This is a genomic window from Candidatus Sungiibacteriota bacterium (assembly GCA_016432465.1).
Lineage (GTDB): Bacteria > Patescibacteriota > Minisyncoccia > Sungbacterales > HO2-52-23.
In genome coordinates this window covers 350,516-369,263 of the sequence record CP066690.1, presented here as the reverse complement: position 1 = coordinate 369,263, position 18,748 = coordinate 350,516, and the positions used below count along the sequence as shown (strand labels likewise).

Below are 18,748 nucleotides of genomic sequence, written 5' to 3'. Positions count from 1 at the left end.
AGTTTTCTTAAGGTAATCTAAAAAGTCCCGACCAGTCGGGACTTTTTAGAATTCATTCCGGCACTACTTCTTTTTGAAATGGTATTTTGGAAACATCAACCGTAACGCTGGCAGAATGCGAGCCCCCTTCTCCGGAGCAGGTCAGAGTATAGGTGGTACTTTTGGTTGGGTTTACAGAGCGAGAACCGCTGGTGGAAACCGAACCAATGCCCTGATTAAGGTTACAAGAGGTGGCGTTTAATGAGGACCAAGAAAGAGTGGTTGACTCTCCGGGATTGATGGAGCGGGGTGAGGCAATAAAGCTCATAATGGCTGCCGGAGGTGGTCGGCGTCTGCCGCAAGAAACACTGGTGAAGTAGAAACTACAAGTTGGGCATACTCTGCCCGTAGGAACGTATTTAGTACCGGGACCACTAGTATCCCAGAAAGTGTTAAAACCCAATGCCTCTCCTCCCCCACAAGCAATACTGCACCACCCATTGGCTGCCTCTTGTTTTTTATCGCAGTTTGCTTTACCACCTTCCTCGTCCAGACACGCATCCACTCTTATATCATTCCAACGAGGAGGATTACACTGGGTTCCGGCTTGGGGTTGTGTTTGCTGCTGTTGTTGTTGCTGTTGTCCGTCGTCCTTTTTACTTCCATCATCTTTTTTACTTCCATCGTCCTTTTTACCCCCATCAGTTTCACTGCTGATTGTACAGGACTGACTAGTTGGCGGCGAAGGAGTGTCTGTTGACGAACAATCAAAGGTTTTATTACACGAACGGGTTTGGTTGCCGTTTGAACAAGAGCTCCAGTCTCCACAACTCCAGGTATCGGCAACGCATGTAGTTTTTGCGGTTACATTGACCACCACCGTGTCCGAAGCTGACTGCTCTGGTCCTCCTCCTTCAAGATCTTTGGATGCTCCTGTGCAGGAAAGGGTATAAGTATAGGTTCCCGCTTTCATGCCTTGAGGAATTGAGCCTCCGGGACCGCCCCATTCCCCCCACTCCCGAAAGCTGCCGGAGTTTCTGGTCTCTTCGCTGCCAAATCTATTGCCGCTCCATCCGCACTGCATTCTATTGGTGTTAAAACTCTGCCCGCCTTCCGTGTATTCCGCCCACGGGCCCTTTATACAAAAGTTAATGTTATAAAATGCCGGTTCATTAAAAGGTTCCGGCGCATCGGAATTATTAGCTTTCACGTCAACGCCGAGCGTATCGGAACGAGGATCACAACCAATCCCCCGTTCTCCTTCAAAACTCTTACCGCCGTTGCCGCATCCGCCCCAGACGACATTTACGACGCAGGTGGCGTAGTCAATCGTCACGGCAATTCCGGTGGCCGCAATGAGGGCGATTATAATTGGAAATGGGAGTATGGCCGCATAGGTTGCGGACGGCAGTAATAAAGATATAAGTAAAAAAACGATCAGTAGTCTCCATGCTACTTTGTTATCCTTTGTGTTTGTGCGAAGTCTCTGGTCCACAAATTTATAATAATGTTTTCTTAGTACTAAAACAATATAAAACCCCCTAACCCGTTGAGGGCTGGGGGGTCTTACGAAGAATGGATGCAAGGTCCGCCGCAACCTTCTCGGCGAACCTCTCCAGCATTCCGCCCACCGTGATGTGAGCGGTGATGCTGGAATCTATCCAGACAGGCCACGTAAATACGGCCTGTCCGTTCTTCAGAATCGACACCTGTGCTCCGAAGCGGACCTTCCCCGCCCCAAAGCCAAGCATCCTGCGTGTGAGGTCGTCCCCCTCATCATAGACGGTGAAATCTATGAGGAGGGAAGCAGACCCTTCGCCCAGTCCCCCAATCTTGGCGTCGAGGAACTTCTTCAGCTCCTCGACCCGTTGTTTGTCCGTGATCTTGCCCTTGATTTCGACGGCATTGAAGCCGTCGATGTTGAGGAACGGGGCACTCGGTCTTACGCTGGTATTGACGACTGCGCAGCCCCCAAAAACGAGGGCCACCGCAACTAGTGTGAAAAGAGCGAACCCCCTGTTTTTCATTTCTGCCTCCTTTTCTGGTTTTCTGGCTTTTTGGGGTTTACTATACTCTAATTATACCCCTATTTCACGAAAAAGTCAACAGCACCAGAGGTTATAAAGCGAGCCGCGATATGGCTCAAGAGAGCGCCTCCGATAAAAAGAATAAGCGGCAGGGGCTCTTCGTACCTTCCGCTAAGGTGTCTGCGGAGCAGCGCCACCAAGACAAAAATGCCTACCACCACCAAAAGAGTTACTGTTGAGAAGGAGCCGAGGCCAAGGGCTTGGCTTACCGCCATGTTGATAAGGTTTAGGAGAAGGATGGACACAAGCCAAGTCCGCATATTCCAAAATCCGTAAAACCCCACAAGGTTAAGAAGAACTAAAGTTGCGGCACGGATTATATACCAAAAGTCGGCTCTGGCGGAAAATACCTGAAGCCATAGGCCGATAAAAGAAAGCGCAGCGACTATGAGTATAGCAAGCGCCAAAATCTTAAATATGATTTTTATTATAGGAGGAGTCGGTTCCATTTTTTAATCGTAGTATACTAAAAGAAAAGATGAAAGCACGCCTGTGGATTATTTTAGTGGTAGTATCGGCGGCGCTGCAGATTTTTTCTCTGCCGCCGTATAATTTCTGGTGGTTGGGGTTTTTGTTTGCCGTGCCACTTTTTGTTTTTTATTTAAAAGAGGGGCGGCTGTGGCGTCTGATTTTTGGGACATTGATATACCGGTTCCTTTTTGCTTTGGGTGCGGTTTATTTTATTTTTGACCCGGTTGTTTTTGGCATACCCATCATTGTATTTCTTGGTTTTCCCGTGGCATTTTTTGTTGCGCGGCGTTTTTTGGGAGAACGCGCGGCGATTTTTTCTTTGCCCCTATTTTGGGCCGTTTTTGACTATCTTGCTTCCGCAAGTGGGTTTTTCCCTTCATTTGCCATAAATTCCGGGGCGATTTTGGGCCAAGGTCCGTTTTTGGGTCTGGCGCGGTGGGGAGGGTTTTTGGGTATGGGTTTTTTTGTGATACTTGTGAATTGGTTGATTTTCCTCGGTTACTACCGGCGGCATTCACGCCCCCTAATTCCTATTTTACTGGCAGTGGGTTTTTTGCTGCTGGGATGGCAGATTTCTTCGGCGACCCTTGCAAGCCGCCTCAAGGCCTACGAAGTTCTACCCCGAAGTTTTCGTATTGCCGCTATTTCTACAAACCCCTTGGGCACTGAATTTGACGGGTTACGGAACATAGAGATCACGCCGGAAAAGCAGGCAGAGTTTCTCGCGCGCATTGAGGCGTTTCTCGCGCCGCTTAAAGAAAAACTTTCAGCGCGTCAAGTTGACTTGGTGGCGCTGCCGGAGGCGCTTGTTGACGTGAATGTTACCAACGACGTTGATAAGGAAGCATTGCAAAAGTTTAATATCACAAATAACGGAGGCTTGATCCAGTCCTATCGCGCGCTGGCGCGCTCGGCAGGGACGCGCGTGGTTGCCAATCTAACCACAATTGAACAGGGAAAGAAGTATAACTCAAACCTCTTTTTTTCTCCTTCTGGCGAGCTGGAGGCGGTTTATCACAAACGGAGTCTGGCCATAGGCGGCGAGTACTGGCCATTTGGGACATGGCGACCGTTTTATTTTGGTTGGTTTCTGAAGGGGTCTCAAGCCAATGCGGCGCGCTACGGCGACAACGTCGTGTTTCACCCCGAGTACTCATTTTCCTTTGGCAAGGGCGGTACGGTTTTGTTTGATAATCTCAAAATTGCCTCTCCTATTTGTCTTGAGATTCATGACCCCACCCGGCTTCGGCGCGCGGTTCGGGGCGGCGCAAATATTATTATAAATACTTCAAGCAATCTTTGGGTGCCGCTGGGAATAGAAAATTATCTGGCATTAACAAATAATCTTCGCAGAATTGAGGCAGTATGGCTGCGGGTCCCGATTATTGTGAGCGGAAGGCGCGATATTGCGGGTATTTTTACACCCGATGGCAGCATAGAAAGTATTGGTTTTGCCAATCAATTTAATGTTTTGATAGGAGAAGTTAAGTTCTAAAAAGCCCCGACTGGTCGGGACTTTTTAGAACTTAACTTCTCCTTCGCCAAATACCGACCAGCTTGCTGGTCGGAGCTTCATTCCGGCACTACTTCTTTTTGAAATGGTATTTTGGAAACATCAACCGTAACGCTGGCAGAATGCGAGCCCCCTTCTCCGGAGCAGGTCAGAGTATAGGTGGTACTTTTGGTTGGGTTTACAGAGCGAGAACCTCTGGTATCAACAGGGCCGATTCCTTGATCTATATTGCAGGAAGTCGCATTTATTGAAGACCAAGACAAAGTTGTGGATTCTCCGGGGTTAATAGATTTTGGCGCAGCAAGGAAATTCATAATGGCCGCAGGGGCTGGCGGTGGCGGTTTGGTCGCTTCGCGTCTGCCGCAAGAAACACTGGTGAAGTAGAAATTACAGGTTGGGCATACTCTGCCAGTGGGTACGTATTTTGTACCGGGGCCAGTATCGTCCCAGAAAGTGTTAAAACCCAATGCCTCTCCTCCCCCACAAGCAATACTGCACCATCCATTGGCTGCCTCTTGTTTTTTGTCACAGTTTGCCTTACCACCTTCCTCGTCCAGACACGCATCCACTCTTATATCATTCCAACGAGGAGGATTGCATTGGGTTCCGGCTTGAGGTTGTGTTTGCTGCTGCTGTTGCTGCTGTTGTTGCTGTTGTTGCCCACCCCCAGTTTGTCCGCCTCCGGTTTGTCCGCCGCCTGTCTGTCCTCCTCCGGTACTGCCTCCGCCAGTCTGTTTTGGATTTACTATTACCACAACCGTATCTGAAGAAGATTCAATGCCAACCACGTATTCTCGTATGCGACCCTCGCCAAGGTCCACGCTTTCGGTTTTGGGTTGGGTGCAGTTGACAGTGTAGGTATATGTTCCAACTTTCATTCCCTGGTATTCTCTTTTACCGCCGCCTTTATCTATGGAATCACCCAGTTCCTGATTAAAATCTGAAAAAGACGTCACTCTTCCGCTAAATCTATTTCCGCCCCAACCGCACTCACTGAGCACTGCGTTGTTACCTTCATTGTCAAAGGCAACATATTGTTTTCCCGTACCTTCTTCATCCTGAATAGACCCTGCTTTTACTCCGTTAATGCACCAGGCCACGTTATAGAATGCCGGTTCCGTGAGCGCAACTGGACCATCTTCACTTTTTGCTTTGACATCTACCCCAAGCGTACTCCCAGCCGAGGGATCGCATCCAAGAATTCTGTCTCCACCGAGAAAACTTTGCGCGGCGGTGGTGCCCTTACATACAAAGTTGGGGTCAGTACCAACATTGGGCAGAACGCAGTCCAAACCCAGCACCGAGGTTACGGCTACTGCTGTCCCTACGATCAAAAGACTTGTCGTGCCAATAGCCTTAACAAGGATAATACCCGATACCGCCATGCCGCCTACAACAGCCGCCGCAACAATAATGATTATTGGAAGCAATTTTTTTAAAAACTTGAAGAAACTTTTATGGAAAAAAGCGTCAGCCGGATGCGGATAGATGAATACTACCAACACCACTAAAATTAGTAGAACCAGTAACGTCTTTTTATTTACAAAAGTCATGATGCTTTCATTAAACCACGGCTTTTAATCTTTGCCCAGTGTGGTTTTGTTGTAGACTACTAAGTCTACAAACATGGTCTCTAACAAAAAGGAACGAGCAGGGGGTGGTTACCCTGCTCTGAACTACTGTTCGGTCTATCTAGGACGTGTCATGCCTCACGCTGCCGCGTTGGCGTCAGTTCTATCTCCAGAATATTGCTGGAGTTCCTGACGGTTTGACTGCTGTTGGCGCTTGTAGCGACCTCCTGTCGCGCGCCGTAGATGAAGAATCGGCAGCGCAACCTCTCTCCTGTCCACCCGCCTCTGGGGGTGATGTAGTAGAGAGGAATGGAGGCCGCAAACGTCCCGTTGGGTTCAGCGTCGTGGCGTGGATCTTGGGGCAGGACAAACCTAAGGAGCGGCCAGACCGTTTGTGTCTCCAGGCCTTTTTGTTGCCAGACCTGGAAACACTGTACCCAAAACTCGGCTTGGCCCATCCCGCCGGCGAGGTCGGCATACTCAAATCGGACGTTGATGTCTTCGCCGCTCTGCCATGCGGCGACATTACTGATGGTGGGGTGTGTTGGGAGCGCGGCCTTGAGCTCAAGGCCGGCGTTGACAAAAGGTACGGGTGTCTCTTGAAAGGCTCCGAAAATAAGCAACCCCAAAAGTACGGCTATCTTCATTTTTTCTTTCCTCCGTTTTAGGGTTTCTTTGCCTCCGTCTTTATATCTATATTATACACCCATTTTACACAAAAAGCAATTCCACGGCATTATATTGCCGTGGAATGGCTTATTTTGTCTACTCTTTCCTTTTTGTCTATTCAGGAGGAACCTCTTTGAAAAATGGCTCCGGAGGGTCTGTCTCGTCGTTGTCCGAGACTGTTGCGCAGCCAATATCGTTGGGATAGTCTATTTTGCCATCAGCGTCATTATCAATGCCGTCAGAACATTGAGTTACGTCCAGCTCATCGTTATCTTGAGCACTGGTACATCCGGAATCAGCCGGGAAATCAATTTTTCCATCAGCATCATTGTCTAAACCATCAGTGCACTGATTTCTCTCATCCATATCAGTAGTTGAAGAGCAACCTACGTCAGCAGGATAGTCTATAAAACCATCACCGTCGTTATCAACTGTGTCATTGCAGACAACTGCGCAGGCGTCTCCCGAACCCGTAACCCCGTAGTTTGCTCCTTTGAAATGAATCCAGCCCAAAACATCAGAGCCCCACGCATATCCGTCCCAGCTGCAGCCGCTAGCCGTAACTCCATAATTAGAACCCCTCAGGTGAATCCACCCGTCCCAGCCGTTGTTGTCGGCAGCCAGAGCCTTGGCCCAGCCTTCCACTGTTACCGGACCCTTATTGAATTTTGGATTACACGGAGTAGAGGGGCAGTTTTTGACATCATTCTTCTCAAAACTTATCCAGCCGATATTTTCAGACCAAGCATATCCTTCAAGGTCTCCGTTATTTTTTACGTTTACTCCGTAATTGGAAGAGCCGCAGGAGCCCGAGTTGGAGCAATTAAAACTAATCCAGCCGATGTTTTCACTCCAAGCCCAACCGGATAGGTTGTCGGAGACGCTGGCGCTGGCGGCAGAATTTTTGACAATTAAAATACCAGCTACTCCTAAGGTCAGGAAGATTCCGATAAGAAATATACGTTGGTGAAATCGTAGTTTCATTTGTGCTGTATTGAAATAGCCTAGGGAACCGCAACTGCGAGCTAATTTTTCTGACAGGCCAAAAGTTGAATATACGGAGCATTTGTTCCATCCACGTCCCCCGCATAACCAGTTTCATAAGGGGCCCATCGTTCTGGATTGGCAGTGCCTGCCGGATTGTTTCCATTGCCCTGATTTACCCAAAGGCCCCCTAATTGGTGATTATGCTTTCCTGTGGCGCGGTTTTCTTGGTTGGAAAGAGCTGTTCCTACGGTTGTCCCCAGAGAACCACCCTGTTGAAGTCCGACAATATATCTACCGCGAGCAGCCGTGAGTTCAGACCATCCGCCGGGACAGGAGGTTAGGTTAAAATAAAGCACTGCTCCGGCTGGTAAAAGTTCGGAGCCCCCCTGAAAGACTTTCCCATTTTCTACGTTAAAGTTCCCCCCTTTTACATGAAGTTTGTAGCCGGGACCGGAAGTTCCGATTCCGACGTTTCCTTGATCAATAATAAGGCCGTTGGCTGCGCCTCCGGTATTTAATATAAGCCCACCAGTCTTGGACTGGCCTGTTGGGCCTATGTTTAACGGCGCCGGCACATTTCCGCCGGGTGGAGACGAGCCTGGTTCGGTAAAGGAAAACACCAACGGCGCTGTAAAAATTAGTGCCCCCAAAATAAAGGCGACAATAGTGGATGGGTGTTTGAAATGAGACATGGTCTTTATTAAGCTAATGACAGACAGCTGATGGCAAATATATCCACTATTGGCCATTGGCCATCCGCTATTAGCTACTTAGCGGGTGCTGTTAATGAATTAATAATTTTTGGATCAATTTTGGCGGGAGTAGATTTTTTGGGAGCAGAAATAGATTGTAAGACTCCCCTATCCGGTATGGCTGGTACAGTGTTTGGGGCAGTAAGATTTTCCAGTACTTGCTGCATTGATGGTTTTTGCTCTTCGGGTCCGGCTTTTTTAGCGGTTTGTTTTGAGCGCCATACCAGAAAACCCAAAACAGCGATAGTAATGACCACAATCGCTATAATAATATAGTTTGGCGCCTTATTTTCGGGCATTATACACAATTATTATAACACTGGTCGTTGGTAAAAGATATCCACAGAGAAAAAATTTATCCCCCCACCTTCCCAGAATACCCTGCAGTTTAGGAAGTCAGACTTCCATTGCTGCGGGGATGAATGGGCGCCGTAGAAGTCCTTCCCGCGGGGTCCAATACCCGCTGGGAAAGTGGGGGGGGTTTATAGATAGGTCAGTTTTTGTTATAATTAAAACAAAGGTCATGGTCTAACTTTTTATAAAATTTATGAATAAAATGGGTTTGGTAGACGCAGTCCACGCTAAAATAAGCGGCAGTAAAAAAACAGCCGAAGATGCAGTAGATACGGTTTTTGATACTATTATGCAGGCCCTTGGAAAGGGCGAAGAGGTTTTGGTCTCCGGATTTGGGCTATTTTTCGTGAAGAAAAGGACTGCGCGAGCAGGCGTGAACCCTCGCACTGGCCAGAAAATCCAGATTGCCGAGACGGTAACCCCGAAATTCAGAGCGGGAAAGGCATTAAAAGCTGCGGTGAAGTGATTTTACTATCGCAGTTTGAAACGAATTAATCTTGGAGCGACCCACTCATTTCAAAGAAATGAGTTTGGTGCTCAGTTTTATTTGACATAACTTATTAAAAATGATATAATAATACTAAGAAAGGAGGTGAGCACGATGATACTCATCAGGGCAGAGTTGTACTGCCACGGATGGCCGGACGGAAATATTCCGCACGGTCACGTGGACGTAAAAGTACGAGGAGATCGTGTAGACGAGGAGGATACCCGGAATACACTCCTCGGGCAGCTTGACCGCTCCTGTTTCCTCTGCGAAGAGGACGGCGGAAACTCCTATGTTGAATTCTCACTCCTTGACGAGAAGAAGGGTGATGAGTTTGACAGAGGAAGGGCCTGGGCTGTAGTGGTTGGAGGAGAGGGCGATGCTTTTGTCCTCAATCCCGTCGGCACGGTCTTCGAGAACTTCTAGCAGTTAACCATTAATCACACAAGAGAGGAGGTATCTGGCAAAAAACTCCCAAAAACAAAACAACCCTACGGGGTTGTCTTTGTTTGCTTAAAAACTATTTTATGCCGAGTTTTGGATAAGTTAAAAGCCTGGTTGACCAGGCAGTTAATACTTTATGCAGGTATTTCTTCAATCACCATTGTGTTTCTGTTCAATCTCCAACCGTGTCCTTTTTTGCAATGGTAGTCATTTGAGTTTAGTTTTTTATTCCTATTTATATTTAGAGAATTGGCGTGCTGTTTACATGATGGACATAACTCTATCCGCTTTACTTTTTCTTTTGCATTGTACCTTTCACCGATTAGATATGCTTTTGCTCTGCCCCCTCCAAAGCAAACATAACAAGTGTTATATATCGCGTGTGATAATGCGCAACCAACACGAAGTTGACCCCGCCCCTTACAACTTGGGCAGCGTTCATCTTCTGGGATTGACCGTTGAAGAGTCTTCATACCCATCTCCAACAATATGGTTTGGCTAATGTCCATTTTATCCCCTTTCTTTTTTTGAATGTCCCAAAAACAAAAGTAGCACTTCCATGCTACTTTTGCAATCCCCTGTTGAAAAGCGGGCCGCCCGCCCAGCAAAGCTGGGACGAGGCGAGCCTCGCCCGCTCACAAAGTGAGCGAGGCGGGACCTGTTTTATCAGAAACAACCACCTACTTGCCATTCCAACAGGAGTATGATACGAATGACCTCGGAACACTATCTTAAGGAGCATCCAATGGCCCAAAAGACCATTCCTGCACTTCCTAACCATTTTCCTTACAACGAGTTGCTCCTTAACGGAAAACTCTCTGCCAAAACAAGAACTTGGCGATGGAAGCATACCGGCCTGACGCTGCTTTATACTTCAACCAGCACTGCTTGGGATGTGGTTGGGGCACACGGGCTTGAAGATGAAGTGCACACCACACCAAGAATGGTATTGGTTGGCGTTGGAGAACTTCTGCCCGTACGAGAACTTACCGAAGATGAGCGAGACCAGATTGATAGAGAATTTGGCAACGGCGACTACATCGGTACCGGTGCCGCCGACTATCGGTATGAGTTCAAGAATTTGAAGCGGTTTGTAGAACCAGTGCCGTTCAAACCACCGCACGGTGCTGTCAGAACTTACAATGTTCCTCTGCGAATTGTTGCCGAGGCGTTAGAAGAGGTTGGTGTTGTGTCTGTGCGTTGTTCTCATTGCAAAAAGAGTGCATTCGCTACAAATTTACGCCGCTCACCTGTTAAAATCACATTTGATTGTTTGGAGTGCGGAAAACACGGTATGCTTTCTCCTCGCGGGGCATAAGATTGGGCGAGTAATCGCCCATTTTCCATTTTCTTTCGGAGAACTTTCTACTGACTAGCATGTTAGTGTATGATGTTACTTGTCCGCCGAAGTCGAGTCAGACTCGACGAAGGCGGAGAACCTGTTTTGAGGGCATGAAACAAGCATTTGCCGCGCCTATTTTTTTATGATACAGATTCTTTTAGAACCTTTACTAAATAGGAAGACAAAGAATGTCGCGTCAAAAAGTGTGTATTCTTTTGCCGTGCAACCCTGGTGCATTTCACGGAAACTATAATTTGGGACAAAACTGGAAAATGGTAAAGAAGTCTCTTGCTTCACTCCCGCATCTTGCCGACTTTGAATACGCCGCGATGGATTGTATCGCGGTAGAACTGGGACATGATGCGATAGTTCGCGAGAGCGAAATGGAAGTAGTTAAGGGCTACGATATTTATCCCAACGATTCAAAAATAACCCAAGAAGAATTAACTGATGCAGTGGTAAAAGGAATGTGGAAATTTTCAAAATACGACCTTGTGCTGGTTTGGTTAAATGTTGGTAGATACAGAGATGCCTTTCTGAAAGCAATAAAAAAGAATGGTGATGCAATAAGGTTTGAGATATTTGATAGACGCGGGAAATATCTGCGAGTTGGCTGGGGCATCAAACAATTTGTGTATTTTGTGAGGAGAAAATTACAAGAAAGCTTGCCGCGTTAATCAACGCGGTTTTCATTTTCTATTTACTTTCGGTTTTCTCTCTACTGATAAATTGAATGGTCGCCAACGGAATGAAACCAGATTATGTCTTTTTCTGCAAACTCAAAAATAATCCGGTATTTGTCTACAATAGAAAAAGCCCAGTACTCTTTCAGGCGACCGTGTAATTTATGCGTATCAAGCCGGGGGTCAAACGGATTTTTCCTGAAAATAACGCCTTTTTCTTCGGCTACTATCTTGATTTCCTTCGGTAGTTTTCTATATTCGCGTTCAAATTTTGAGGAATAATAAATCCGCATACGGTCGTCTTATCGGAAGTTTTTAAACGATTTCAGTAGTTTGCCTTTGCCTCCGCGCAGTTCCTTACGGCTTTCCTCAAGTTCTTCCGCAAGTTTCCCTTCCATCCAGAGACGAAGGAGCATGCGGAAAAATTCGCTTTTGCTGGAAAAATGGCCCTTTTTAACATTTTCCTCTACAACTTCTGTCATCTTCTGCGGCAACGAAAGGTTAATTATGTTTCGCATAATAGTTTTCAGTTACTGTAATAATTTATATTACAATAATAGTTCGGTCATAAAGTAATGTCAAGGGGCGGGTATAGGCCTAGTTTTGAATAAATCCCGTTAGAGATGCGGAACGCAATGCTCTCTATGACATCGATAAGGACGGCGGAGTGCGAGTATTAATTATTTCGGTATTACCTAAATCTCTAACGGGATAAAAAAGACCGCCAAGATCACTTGACGGATAGATGAAGAATCACACCACCTTGTTAAGTAGGTGATGGACGTACCCAATAAGTGTTACAACCTTCTTGTAAGATGACACCTGGACATGGGGCCTTTTCCCAATTTCCCGAGGTTGAATCGTATACATCGTCAGACTGAATGGTGTCACCTGCACGAAGTTTTTCACCATAAACAACTCTATACGGCCATACCGGATGTCTATGAATCTCTACCATTGGTTTACTCCTTATGTAGTGGTATGGGGAACTAAATAAATTAGTTGCATATTACTCATTATGTGTCAAGGCGGGCGGTTACAATTTTTCACTGTTCGTAACAAAAACCTCGTATCTATGGGTATTTCTCACTTTCCATATTCTTTCTGTTTACCCCCCACTTACTAACCAGAAAAGTTTGAGATGATAGCAAGGAGAATTTACAGCAATACTCTTGTTATTTTTATTCGTGCCCCTGTGGTTAGTAGGTAGGAGGGTTTATTTTCGGTTACAAGCGGGTTAGTGAATCCCGTTAGAAATCGCGGACGCGTATCCAAACACGGCTTTTGTTTCCAGGGTAACTTTCGCCCAAAAATGACAAGTAAAATGTAAAGAACTCCGTCCGCGTCCTATTTCTAACGGGATGAATGATGTTAGAACCTGTTGGAGTATAGGGCCCGGATTATTCGCTATTCCAAATTTCGCGTGATTTATTGGCTTAACTCAAAAAACTTGACTTTTAATGGTCTAAATGTTATGATTAGTAATGTTCCAGGCCCACGGGCCCACAACTGAAAGGAGGAGTCAGATGAAGATCGTGACCGATGAAGTTAGTAGCAGTATAATCGTGGCTTCGCTTGCGGCTGGAGAAGGTCCTGTCATCGTGGACCACTTTGGGTATTGCATGGTGTGGGCTCCCCGACTAGAGGCAGAAGACTTACGGGAGCTCTTAGGAGAACCCTCCGAAGATGTTCTCAATGGTGCTCCGCAGGCGGTAGGTTTCTATTTGCCTGACACAGACCCTGACACGGTCCTTCGGACAATGACGGACCATCTCGGTTACTAACGCCACGCGATCCAAGAAGTAGGGGGCTTCCACCACAGAAGCCCCCTGCAACATTTTTAGAAGCAAATTAAGTTTTGCTTTTTTGTTTATGCGGTTCTATTTCCCCTCACCAGTATAAAAAATAACCCAATATCTAAGGGGTTATTTTTTTGAAGCGGGTGACGGGAATCGAACCCACGTATCTTGCTTGGAAGGCAAGCGCACTACCATTGTGCTACACCCGCAGATTATAGAATTATAATACATAAGTATTACTTTTCAAATTTTTTAGGGCCCCGTTTTGAGGCCCTACTTTTTCTTTGGTGCGGGAAAAGAAACTTCTTCAACTATCAGTTCCGTAACTCCGGTTTTCACAAATCCAAGCTCACGAGCTGCACGAAAAGAAAGGTCTAGCTCTCTTCCCTCAATATAAGGACCACAGTCGGTAATTCTAACTGAAGTCTTTTTCCCATTTTTTGGATTCCTAAGCGTTAACATTGTTCCTGCCGGAAGTTCTTTGTGGGCAGCCGTCAGATTGTACATATTAAACCGTTCGCCATGACACGTCTTTTTTCTGTGAAATCTGGGGCCATACCAGCTTGCGGTTAAGATACGAGGTACACTCTCAATCCTGTGCCAAGCATAAATTGACCACAACTGCATATAGCTTTTAATGGGAATTACCTCGCTTTTTCCAACCCTTACAAAAATGACTACTGATTCTGATAAGGGTCCGAGAGTCCCGCAACAGTCGCCCTTTACGGCTTGACTGCGTTTTGAGGGATCCCCGGCTTCTTTTTCTGGTGGAGCAGTTGTTTGCGACGACAGTGCTATGACCGTCGCAACAGCAAGCGCCGCAAGAATGAATTTCATGGGGTTCCCTCCTTTTGTTTTTCAAATACCGCCCAAGACGGGCGGTGCACCACTCTATACTATTTTAGCACCGTTTTAGTTCAATGTCAAGTTTCGTAGAACTATTTATATTTTAATTATTTTATTTTATAATTTAAAGATCCATGAAAACAATTTTGGCAATTTATGCCCACCCCGACGATCCGGAAATAAGTTGCGGCGGCACAATGATTAAATACGCAAAGGAGGGAAGTAGGGTGATTTTGGTCATTATGACAAAAGGAGAAAAGGGTTCGCAGGATCCCAAAGCAGATTTAAAGGAAGTAGCCGCCACAAGGAAAAAAGAGACTAAAGATGCGGCTGAGTTTATTGGCATTAAAGAGGTGGTGCACCTTGATTACTTGGATGGTGAGCTTGAGGACAACCGTAAAACAAGGGAAATTGTCGTAAAACTTATTCGCATATATAAGCCAGATTTGATTATTGCTCCGGACCCAACCAGTGTTTTTATGCAGAATTATATTAACCATAGCGACCACAGGGCTATTGGCTGGGTTGTTATAAACAGTATTCTCCCAGCAGGTAATTGGCATTTTTATCACGAACAACTTGAAGATGGCGTGGAACCGCATAGTACAAGAGAACTTTATTTATCAAGTTCTTTGGAGCCGAATTACGCAGAAGATGTTTCTGATTTTTTTGAAGATAAGTTAAAGGCACTTTTCATGCACAAAAGCCAGTTTGCGCCGCATGCCCCGCATACCAGAGAAGAGTTTAGGGAGTTTCTCACTAAACGCGCTGAAGAAATCGGAAAAAGATATGGCATGCGTTATGCAGAAGAATTTCGAAGGTTAGTGTTTGTTTAAAATTTTTGCATTAAAACAAACCCGCCACGATAATCAGGGCGGGTTTGTTTTGAATGGTCGGGGTGCCGAGAATCGAACTCGGTCTACCTGCTCCCAAAGCAGGCGTACTACCGGTATACTACACCCCGTTAAATTTAGGTAGATAAAAAGGACTCGTCGCGCCCGCTAAGACCTCGCTTGGCTATGCAGACCGGTACTACAGTTATACTATGATACAGTGTTCCACGTTTTACGTTTCACGTAGTTTCATAGTTAATAATATTCTTCACAGAGTATATTTTCAAGATGTTCTATAAAGCTATTCTTAGTATTAAAATCAACTTTAACAAAAATTGCGTCCACCTGCCATTCTTTGTTAGATGGAAACTGTTTGTCTACCAAGTATAGGTTACAGATTCGCTTAAGATTTCTTTTCTTTTTTGGGGTTATACTCGTCCAGTGGGGGAAGTTACTCTCATGTTTCACGTCTCTTGTTTTAACCTCAAAAAAGAATAGCTTATTATTTTTTTCTCCAATGATATCTAATTCTCCCAGATTCTTGACCCTATAGTTTGTATCTAGTATTTGATACCCACTATTCTTTAAATAACAAATCGCTTCTTTTTCTCCGATATCTCCAAATTGGCGTTTTACAGAAGGCATGTTTTGTAAAACATGAAACTGTCCGATAGAAATTAACAGTTTGTCCATTATGTCTTTAACAGGTAATGGACAGTTTATTGGACAATTATATAATTTATTATTTTTAAACATTGACTTATGTAACTATCAGTCTATCATAAGCTAAGTTACGGCGAAATAGGGACTTGAAGTGGAAAACCAGTGCGTGTTTTGCGACAGAAATTCTTTTGTAGAACGATTGATCTTTGAAAATGATTACTTATATATTATTGCGTCGGTTGGCCAAATTGAGGATGGCTATACACTTATTATTCCTAAAACGCATAAGATCTGTCTCGGTGATTTAAGTGATGAGGAGATGATAGCAGTTTCCAATTGGTTGAGACGACTTTTAGATGCGATGAAAGAAGAATATATGTATGAGTATGTGGTTTTAGGCAGACGGCCGGTCTTTTTTGAGCATGGTGATGTTGGACAAACCATCAAGCACGCTCATTTGCATGTGGTACCTACACATGTTGACGTTTTGTCTTATGTTGCGAAAAGTTTGGGTGAAGGTAAGGAAACCGCTTCTCTTAATGATCTGCGTAAGGTACGAGAATCTCACCGATATTACATTTTTTGTACTGACCGTCTTGGTAAAATGTTTGTGTTTCCGGTAAGCGATCCGGAAAAAATCCCGCGCCAATATCTGCGTTTGGTTTTGGCAAAATTAGTAGGGAGACCGGAAAGGGCAAACTGGAAAACAATGGATATGGGTATTGATTTTACGCTTTGGTCAAGCACTAGAGATAGATTAAGGCCATACTTTCTAGAAGGTGGCTGTTAAAAACTAGACAATAACGATGTTTTATACTTCAATAAACCCATAGCACCTTCGGTGGGCCTAAAGATGTCAGAATTGCGCGGAGATAAAGAAATTAGTGAAGCCAGGCCGAGATCCTTTAAATTAAAGGTACAAAATACACCAGTGATCCGTGTATGCTTCCCAGAGCTTACTTGGAAGTGTCAGGAACAGGGGTATCCCGATTTTGCGAGAATTACCATCAGATATGTTCCCAAAATAAGATTTTTGGAATTAAGGTCGTTAAAACTTTGGTTTAATAGTTTTCGGGACAGATACATTGGTTACGAGAAACTAGCTGACGAGATTTTTGAGACTCTTTGGCAGGAACTTGATCCCCAATCTCTTTATGTGCGTATAGATATAAATCCGCGGGGCAACATGAAAACAGACTTAATTTTAAGTAAACGGCAATCGTCTTGATTGCCGTTTTAAAATGGGCAGTACAGGATTTGAACCTGTGACCCTTGCAATGCTCGCCCCGTTAGACTTCTTATGCACTTTTATAGACGACGAACCTCGATTTTAAATAAAAAAGGCCGCTTGCGCGGCAACTAGATGTGCTACGAAACGGCCTGTAGTTTTTTTTCCAACGCTCTCAAAAACGAGAGAAGTTTCTTGGGGTTTTCGTTACTTGAGTTAATTTGGAGAACTCGTCCGAAAGAACCAAAACTTTGTAGATCAGGATTGGCGTGATATGCGCTGATTGAAACCCTGTATTTGCTGAGACTAAATTGGCCTGCCAATTCATTGGCAAGTCCTTCAATGTCCCGAATAGCCGCGGGTATTTTGAAAACCACATTAACGAGCCACGGCACCCCATCTTGCATGTCAACACGCACATTCATCCACACGGGCACTTTGTCCTTTGGAAACCAGACGTTGATATCCACCATGTCGTTGTATGCGGCATTCCACGCCTCGTCAAAAGGTGTGCCACGAAGGTGGCAGTTATGAACAATTCCACGTTCTTTTAGCCTCTGAATGTCTTGTACTCGGAACCTTGTTTTCAAAATACGCATCTGTGCCTCCTCTGAGCCCTAACTGTAGGCCTTTGCCCCATTCCTATTTTCATATTACTCTTTTTAGGCGCTGATGTCAATGGGGGGAGGGGATTTGTGGTTAGAACCAACAAAATTTCTGAAATCTAAATATTTTTAGCGCGGCGCTGGCACTAAGAATCCACTACTGCGCGATGCAGGTGTCGAACCTACGACCCCTTGAATGTGAATCAAGCGCTCTTCCTGGGGTTTATCTATTTCGAATTCACACTGGAGTATTCTGGAAATAGTCCGAACGCATTTTGCGGCAAAGCCGCAAAATGAGGGGGCAAAAAATTCGGCGGCGACAGACTGATTTTTGACAATTTAAAGTTTTTTCGTGAGCCTTGCTCACGAGTAAAATCTATCAGATTTTATCTTTGGCGGCAAATTCGTATAATTGAAAACGGGTGATCGAGTCTTGCTCGACCACCCGTCGTTGGTGCTATGCACAATCTCCGCAAATCGCCTTGAACGGCGAAAACGGATAGTGCGGACACCTCTCTCGGTAGGCGCTTTCGGGAAGGGGGTTGATGGGGACGCCAGCTGCGATAGCGCGCATGGTTCCCTGGAAGAATTTCTGGTCACGCCGATTCATGTCCGTGGGGAACTTGAGAGCTGGACGGAAAACCGTGTCGGGCTTCAATTTCTCGGACATGAATGGACCTTTCTTCCAGACATCGGTGTGCGGCACAGGAACTTGAAGCTGGTCAAAGACACACACCTTGAAACCATGCCGGGAACCTTTCACGTTCCTTTTCTTGGCCTCCTCCGCCAGCCACTCGATGCGGTAATGCCACTTCTGATCGAACTTGTATGGGTCGTACGAGATCCAGCCGCCGTTGGCCGTGAACACCACGAGCGCACCACGTCTCAGTGGGCGGCAAACGTCCCTCTTGTGAACCAGAAAGGGCACGCCGTCTACTGAAACAACGAGTTGCTTTCGATGTTCGTCCTCGTAAACGTTCCTACTCTCCGCCCGTTTGATGGAAGTGATTCGTCCTTGGTAGAAACCATCCGCCATGTAATGCTCACCCATTGTGTCCTCCTTTCGTAAGTTTTTTTTATTTCCTTACAACACATTAACACATAAATATATTTTCCGCATTAATGTGTTGTAAGGAAAAATTGACAACAACAAAGAGCAATCCCACTGTTTATATTATAGCAAATTTTATATATTATGTCAATAGCAACAAAAAGTCGGCCATTTCAACTGTTTTTGATAATAGAAAAATTTTCTTTTACCGCACGACCGCCAGTTCCGTTTTGTGTGGGCAGAACCTTACGATAAAATCGCCGAGCGAAGCGAGGCGGACCTTGATAATTTGCGTTTTTCTAAAGTGTGGGCGACACAGGGATCGAACCTGTGATCTTTCCGATGTGAACGGAACGCTCTACCACTGAGCTAGTCGCCCAGTGT

At 45.6% G+C, this 18,748-nt stretch carries 23 protein-coding genes and 3 tRNA genes; 9 read left to right on the top strand and 17 right to left on the bottom strand.

All coding sequences use genetic code 11. From position 1 onward, the window contains the following. Positions 1–52: 52 nt before the first annotated feature. Genes HYW89_01925 through HYW89_01915 form a run of 3 tightly spaced genes read right to left on the bottom strand, consistent with a single transcriptional unit; the run spans position 53 to position 2,515 of the window. Positions 53–1,474, bottom strand: coding sequence for a PKD domain-containing protein (locus HYW89_01925; protein QQG45656.1), 1,422 nt, complete (start codon positions 1,472–1,474; stop codon positions 53–55). A gap of 46 nt (positions 1,475–1,520) precedes the next feature. After that, complete coding sequence (locus tag HYW89_01920; protein ID QQG45655.1) at positions 1,521–2,006, bottom strand: hypothetical protein; 486 nt, start codon at positions 2,004–2,006, stop codon at positions 1,521–1,523. Positions 2,007–2,065: 59 nt separating this feature from the next. Beyond that, on the bottom strand, positions 2,066–2,515 hold the full coding sequence (locus HYW89_01915) for a hypothetical protein (GenBank protein ID QQG45654.1): 450 nt from the start codon (positions 2,513–2,515) through the stop codon (positions 2,066–2,068). A gap of 29 nt (positions 2,516–2,544) precedes the next feature. Here HYW89_01915 and HYW89_01910 point away from each other — a divergent pair, with 29 nt between their 5' ends. Then, positions 2,545–4,032 (top strand): hypothetical protein, encoded by a 1,488-nt coding sequence (locus HYW89_01910; GenBank protein QQG45653.1) that lies wholly within the window; start codon positions 2,545–2,547, stop codon positions 4,030–4,032. 77 nt (positions 4,033–4,109) lie between these two features. Here HYW89_01910 and HYW89_01905 read toward each other — a convergent pair whose 3' ends face one another. From HYW89_01905 to HYW89_01885, 5 genes are all read right to left on the bottom strand, one after another. Then, positions 4,110–5,603, bottom strand: a complete 1,494-nt coding sequence (locus HYW89_01905; GenBank protein ID QQG45652.1) for a hypothetical protein — start codon at positions 5,601–5,603, stop codon at positions 4,110–4,112. Between the two features lie 149 nt (positions 5,604–5,752). Beyond that, positions 5,753–6,268, bottom strand: a complete 516-nt coding sequence (locus HYW89_01900) for a hypothetical protein (protein ID QQG45651.1) — start codon at positions 6,266–6,268, stop codon at positions 5,753–5,755. Positions 6,269–6,404: 136 nt separating this feature from the next. Then, the gene (locus HYW89_01895; protein ID QQG45650.1) at positions 6,405–7,274 is read right to left on the bottom strand and encodes a hypothetical protein; all 870 of its coding nucleotides are present in this window, start codon (positions 7,272–7,274) and stop codon (positions 6,405–6,407) included. Between the two features lie 41 nt (positions 7,275–7,315). Beyond that, entirely contained in the window at positions 7,316–7,969 is a 654-nt protein-coding gene (locus tag HYW89_01890; protein ID QQG45649.1) for a hypothetical protein, read from the bottom strand. A gap of 74 nt (positions 7,970–8,043) precedes the next feature. Further along, a complete protein-coding gene (locus HYW89_01885) occupies positions 8,044–8,328 on the bottom strand; it encodes a hypothetical protein (GenBank protein ID QQG45648.1) in 285 nt (94 codons plus the stop codon). Positions 8,329–8,576: 248 nt separating this feature from the next. Between HYW89_01885 and HYW89_01880 the strand changes: the two genes are divergently transcribed. The 4 genes from HYW89_01880 (at position 8,577) to HYW89_01865 (ending at position 11,333) form a co-directional block, all read left to right on the top strand. Further along, positions 8,577–8,849: an HU family DNA-binding protein gene (locus HYW89_01880; protein ID QQG45647.1), complete on the top strand. Its 273-nt coding sequence runs from the start codon at positions 8,577–8,579 to the stop codon at positions 8,847–8,849. A gap of 135 nt (positions 8,850–8,984) precedes the next feature. Continuing rightward, positions 8,985–9,296, top strand: coding sequence for a hypothetical protein (locus tag HYW89_01875; protein QQG45646.1), 312 nt, complete (start codon positions 8,985–8,987; stop codon positions 9,294–9,296). 721 nt (positions 9,297–10,017) lie between these two features. Next, positions 10,018–10,632 (top strand): hypothetical protein, encoded by a 615-nt coding sequence (locus HYW89_01870; protein QQG45645.1) that lies wholly within the window; start codon positions 10,018–10,020, stop codon positions 10,630–10,632. Positions 10,633–10,928: 296 nt separating this feature from the next. After that, positions 10,929–11,333: a hypothetical protein gene (locus HYW89_01865; GenBank protein ID QQG45644.1), complete on the top strand. Its 405-nt coding sequence runs from the start codon at positions 10,929–10,931 to the stop codon at positions 11,331–11,333. A 41-nt stretch (positions 11,334–11,374) separates the two neighbouring features. Here the strand turns inward: HYW89_01865 and HYW89_01860 are convergent, their stop codons facing one another. Further along, positions 11,375–11,632 (bottom strand): type II toxin-antitoxin system mRNA interferase toxin, RelE/StbE family, encoded by a 258-nt coding sequence (locus HYW89_01860; protein QQG45643.1) that lies wholly within the window; start codon positions 11,630–11,632, stop codon positions 11,375–11,377. Between the two features lie 9 nt (positions 11,633–11,641). Further along, positions 11,642–11,857: a ribbon-helix-helix protein, CopG family gene (locus HYW89_01855; protein QQG45642.1), complete on the bottom strand. Its 216-nt coding sequence runs from the start codon at positions 11,855–11,857 to the stop codon at positions 11,642–11,644. 1,008 nt (positions 11,858–12,865) lie between these two features. Between HYW89_01855 and HYW89_01850 the strand changes: the two genes are divergently transcribed. Next, the gene (locus HYW89_01850) at positions 12,866–13,123 is read left to right on the top strand and encodes a hypothetical protein (GenBank protein ID QQG45641.1); all 258 of its coding nucleotides are present in this window, start codon (positions 12,866–12,868) and stop codon (positions 13,121–13,123) included. Positions 13,124–13,276: 153 nt separating this feature from the next. Here HYW89_01850 and HYW89_01845 read toward each other — a convergent pair. Together HYW89_01845 and HYW89_01840 are read right to left on the bottom strand one after the other, a co-directional pair. Further along, a tRNA-Gly gene (locus tag HYW89_01845) sits at positions 13,277–13,347 on the bottom strand. A 64-nt stretch (positions 13,348–13,411) separates the two neighbouring features. Continuing rightward, positions 13,412–13,975, bottom strand: coding sequence for a septal ring lytic transglycosylase RlpA family protein (locus HYW89_01840; GenBank protein ID QQG45640.1), 564 nt, complete (start codon positions 13,973–13,975; stop codon positions 13,412–13,414). Positions 13,976–14,118: 143 nt separating this feature from the next. Between HYW89_01840 and HYW89_01835 the strand changes: the two genes are divergently transcribed. Then, entirely contained in the window at positions 14,119–14,820 is a 702-nt protein-coding gene (locus HYW89_01835; protein QQG45639.1) for a PIG-L family deacetylase, read from the top strand. A 54-nt stretch (positions 14,821–14,874) separates the two neighbouring features. Here HYW89_01835 and HYW89_01830 read toward each other — a convergent pair. Next, positions 14,875–14,948 (bottom strand) — tRNA-Pro (locus HYW89_01830). A gap of 124 nt (positions 14,949–15,072) precedes the next feature. Further along, positions 15,073–15,510, bottom strand: coding sequence for a YraN family protein (locus HYW89_01825; protein ID QQG45638.1), 438 nt, complete (start codon positions 15,508–15,510; stop codon positions 15,073–15,075). A gap of 121 nt (positions 15,511–15,631) precedes the next feature. On the opposite strand from HYW89_01825, the gene HYW89_01820 reads away from it, so the two are divergent. Beyond that, on the top strand, positions 15,632–16,270 hold the full coding sequence (locus HYW89_01820) for an HIT family protein (GenBank protein QQG45637.1): 639 nt from the start codon (positions 15,632–15,634) through the stop codon (positions 16,268–16,270). A 63-nt stretch (positions 16,271–16,333) separates the two neighbouring features. After that, positions 16,334–16,708, top strand: coding sequence for an NADPH-dependent 7-cyano-7-deazaguanine reductase QueF (locus tag HYW89_01815; protein QQG45636.1), 375 nt, complete (start codon positions 16,334–16,336; stop codon positions 16,706–16,708). Positions 16,709–16,848: 140 nt separating this feature from the next. On the opposite strand, the gene HYW89_01810 is transcribed toward HYW89_01815, so the two are convergent. The 3 genes from HYW89_01810 to HYW89_01800 all read right to left on the bottom strand — a co-directional run bounded on the left by HYW89_01810 (position 16,849) and on the right by HYW89_01800 (position 18,743). After that, a complete protein-coding gene (locus tag HYW89_01810) occupies positions 16,849–17,307 on the bottom strand; it encodes a hypothetical protein (GenBank protein ID QQG45635.1) in 459 nt (152 codons plus the stop codon). Between the two features lie 463 nt (positions 17,308–17,770). Further along, positions 17,771–18,364, bottom strand: coding sequence for a hypothetical protein (locus tag HYW89_01805; GenBank protein ID QQG45634.1), 594 nt, complete (start codon positions 18,362–18,364; stop codon positions 17,771–17,773). 307 nt (positions 18,365–18,671) lie between these two features. Continuing rightward, positions 18,672–18,743 (bottom strand) — tRNA-Val (locus HYW89_01800). Between the last annotated feature and the right edge of the window lie 5 nt (positions 18,744–18,748).

Coding starts and splice junctions, on each gene's coding strand:
- HYW89_01815 (QQG45636.1), top strand. CDS start 16,334: ATGTCAGAATTGCGCGGAGATAAAGAAATTAGTGAAGCCAGGCCGAGA.
- HYW89_01910 (QQG45653.1), top strand. CDS start 2,545: ATGAAAGCACGCCTGTGGATTATTTTAGTGGTAGTATCGGCGGCGCTG.
- HYW89_01810 (QQG45635.1), bottom strand. CDS start 17,307: ATGCGTATTTTGAAAACAAGGTTCCGAGTACAAGACATTCAGAGGCTA.
- HYW89_01850 (QQG45641.1), top strand. CDS start 12,866: ATGAAGATCGTGACCGATGAAGTTAGTAGCAGTATAATCGTGGCTTCG.
- HYW89_01915 (QQG45654.1), bottom strand. CDS start 2,515: ATGGAACCGACTCCTCCTATAATAAAAATCATATTTAAGATTTTGGCG.
- HYW89_01835 (QQG45639.1), top strand. CDS start 14,119: ATGAAAACAATTTTGGCAATTTATGCCCACCCCGACGATCCGGAAATA.
- HYW89_01825 (QQG45638.1), bottom strand. CDS start 15,510: ATGGACAAACTGTTAATTTCTATCGGACAGTTTCATGTTTTACAAAAC.
- HYW89_01900 (QQG45651.1), bottom strand. CDS start 6,268: ATGAAGATAGCCGTACTTTTGGGGTTGCTTATTTTCGGAGCCTTTCAA.
- HYW89_01880 (QQG45647.1), top strand. CDS start 8,577: ATGAATAAAATGGGTTTGGTAGACGCAGTCCACGCTAAAATAAGCGGC.
- HYW89_01805 (QQG45634.1), bottom strand. CDS start 18,364: ATGGGTGAGCATTACATGGCGGATGGTTTCTACCAAGGACGAATCACT.
- HYW89_01870 (QQG45645.1), top strand. CDS start 10,018: ATGATACGAATGACCTCGGAACACTATCTTAAGGAGCATCCAATGGCC.
- HYW89_01895 (QQG45650.1), bottom strand. CDS start 7,274: ATGAAACTACGATTTCACCAACGTATATTTCTTATCGGAATCTTCCTG.
- HYW89_01885 (QQG45648.1), bottom strand. CDS start 8,328: ATGCCCGAAAATAAGGCGCCAAACTATATTATTATAGCGATTGTGGTC.
- HYW89_01890 (QQG45649.1), bottom strand. CDS start 7,969: ATGTCTCATTTCAAACACCCATCCACTATTGTCGCCTTTATTTTGGGG.
- HYW89_01860 (QQG45643.1), bottom strand. CDS start 11,632: ATGCGGATTTATTATTCCTCAAAATTTGAACGCGAATATAGAAAACTA.
- HYW89_01855 (QQG45642.1), bottom strand. CDS start 11,857: ATGCGAAACATAATTAACCTTTCGTTGCCGCAGAAGATGACAGAAGTT.
- HYW89_01905 (QQG45652.1), bottom strand. CDS start 5,603: ATGACTTTTGTAAATAAAAAGACGTTACTGGTTCTACTAATTTTAGTG.
- HYW89_01840 (QQG45640.1), bottom strand. CDS start 13,975: ATGAAATTCATTCTTGCGGCGCTTGCTGTTGCGACGGTCATAGCACTG.
- HYW89_01920 (QQG45655.1), bottom strand. CDS start 2,006: ATGAAAAACAGGGGGTTCGCTCTTTTCACACTAGTTGCGGTGGCCCTC.
- HYW89_01875 (QQG45646.1), top strand. CDS start 8,985: ATGATACTCATCAGGGCAGAGTTGTACTGCCACGGATGGCCGGACGGA.
- HYW89_01865 (QQG45644.1), top strand. CDS start 10,929: ATGGTAAAGAAGTCTCTTGCTTCACTCCCGCATCTTGCCGACTTTGAA.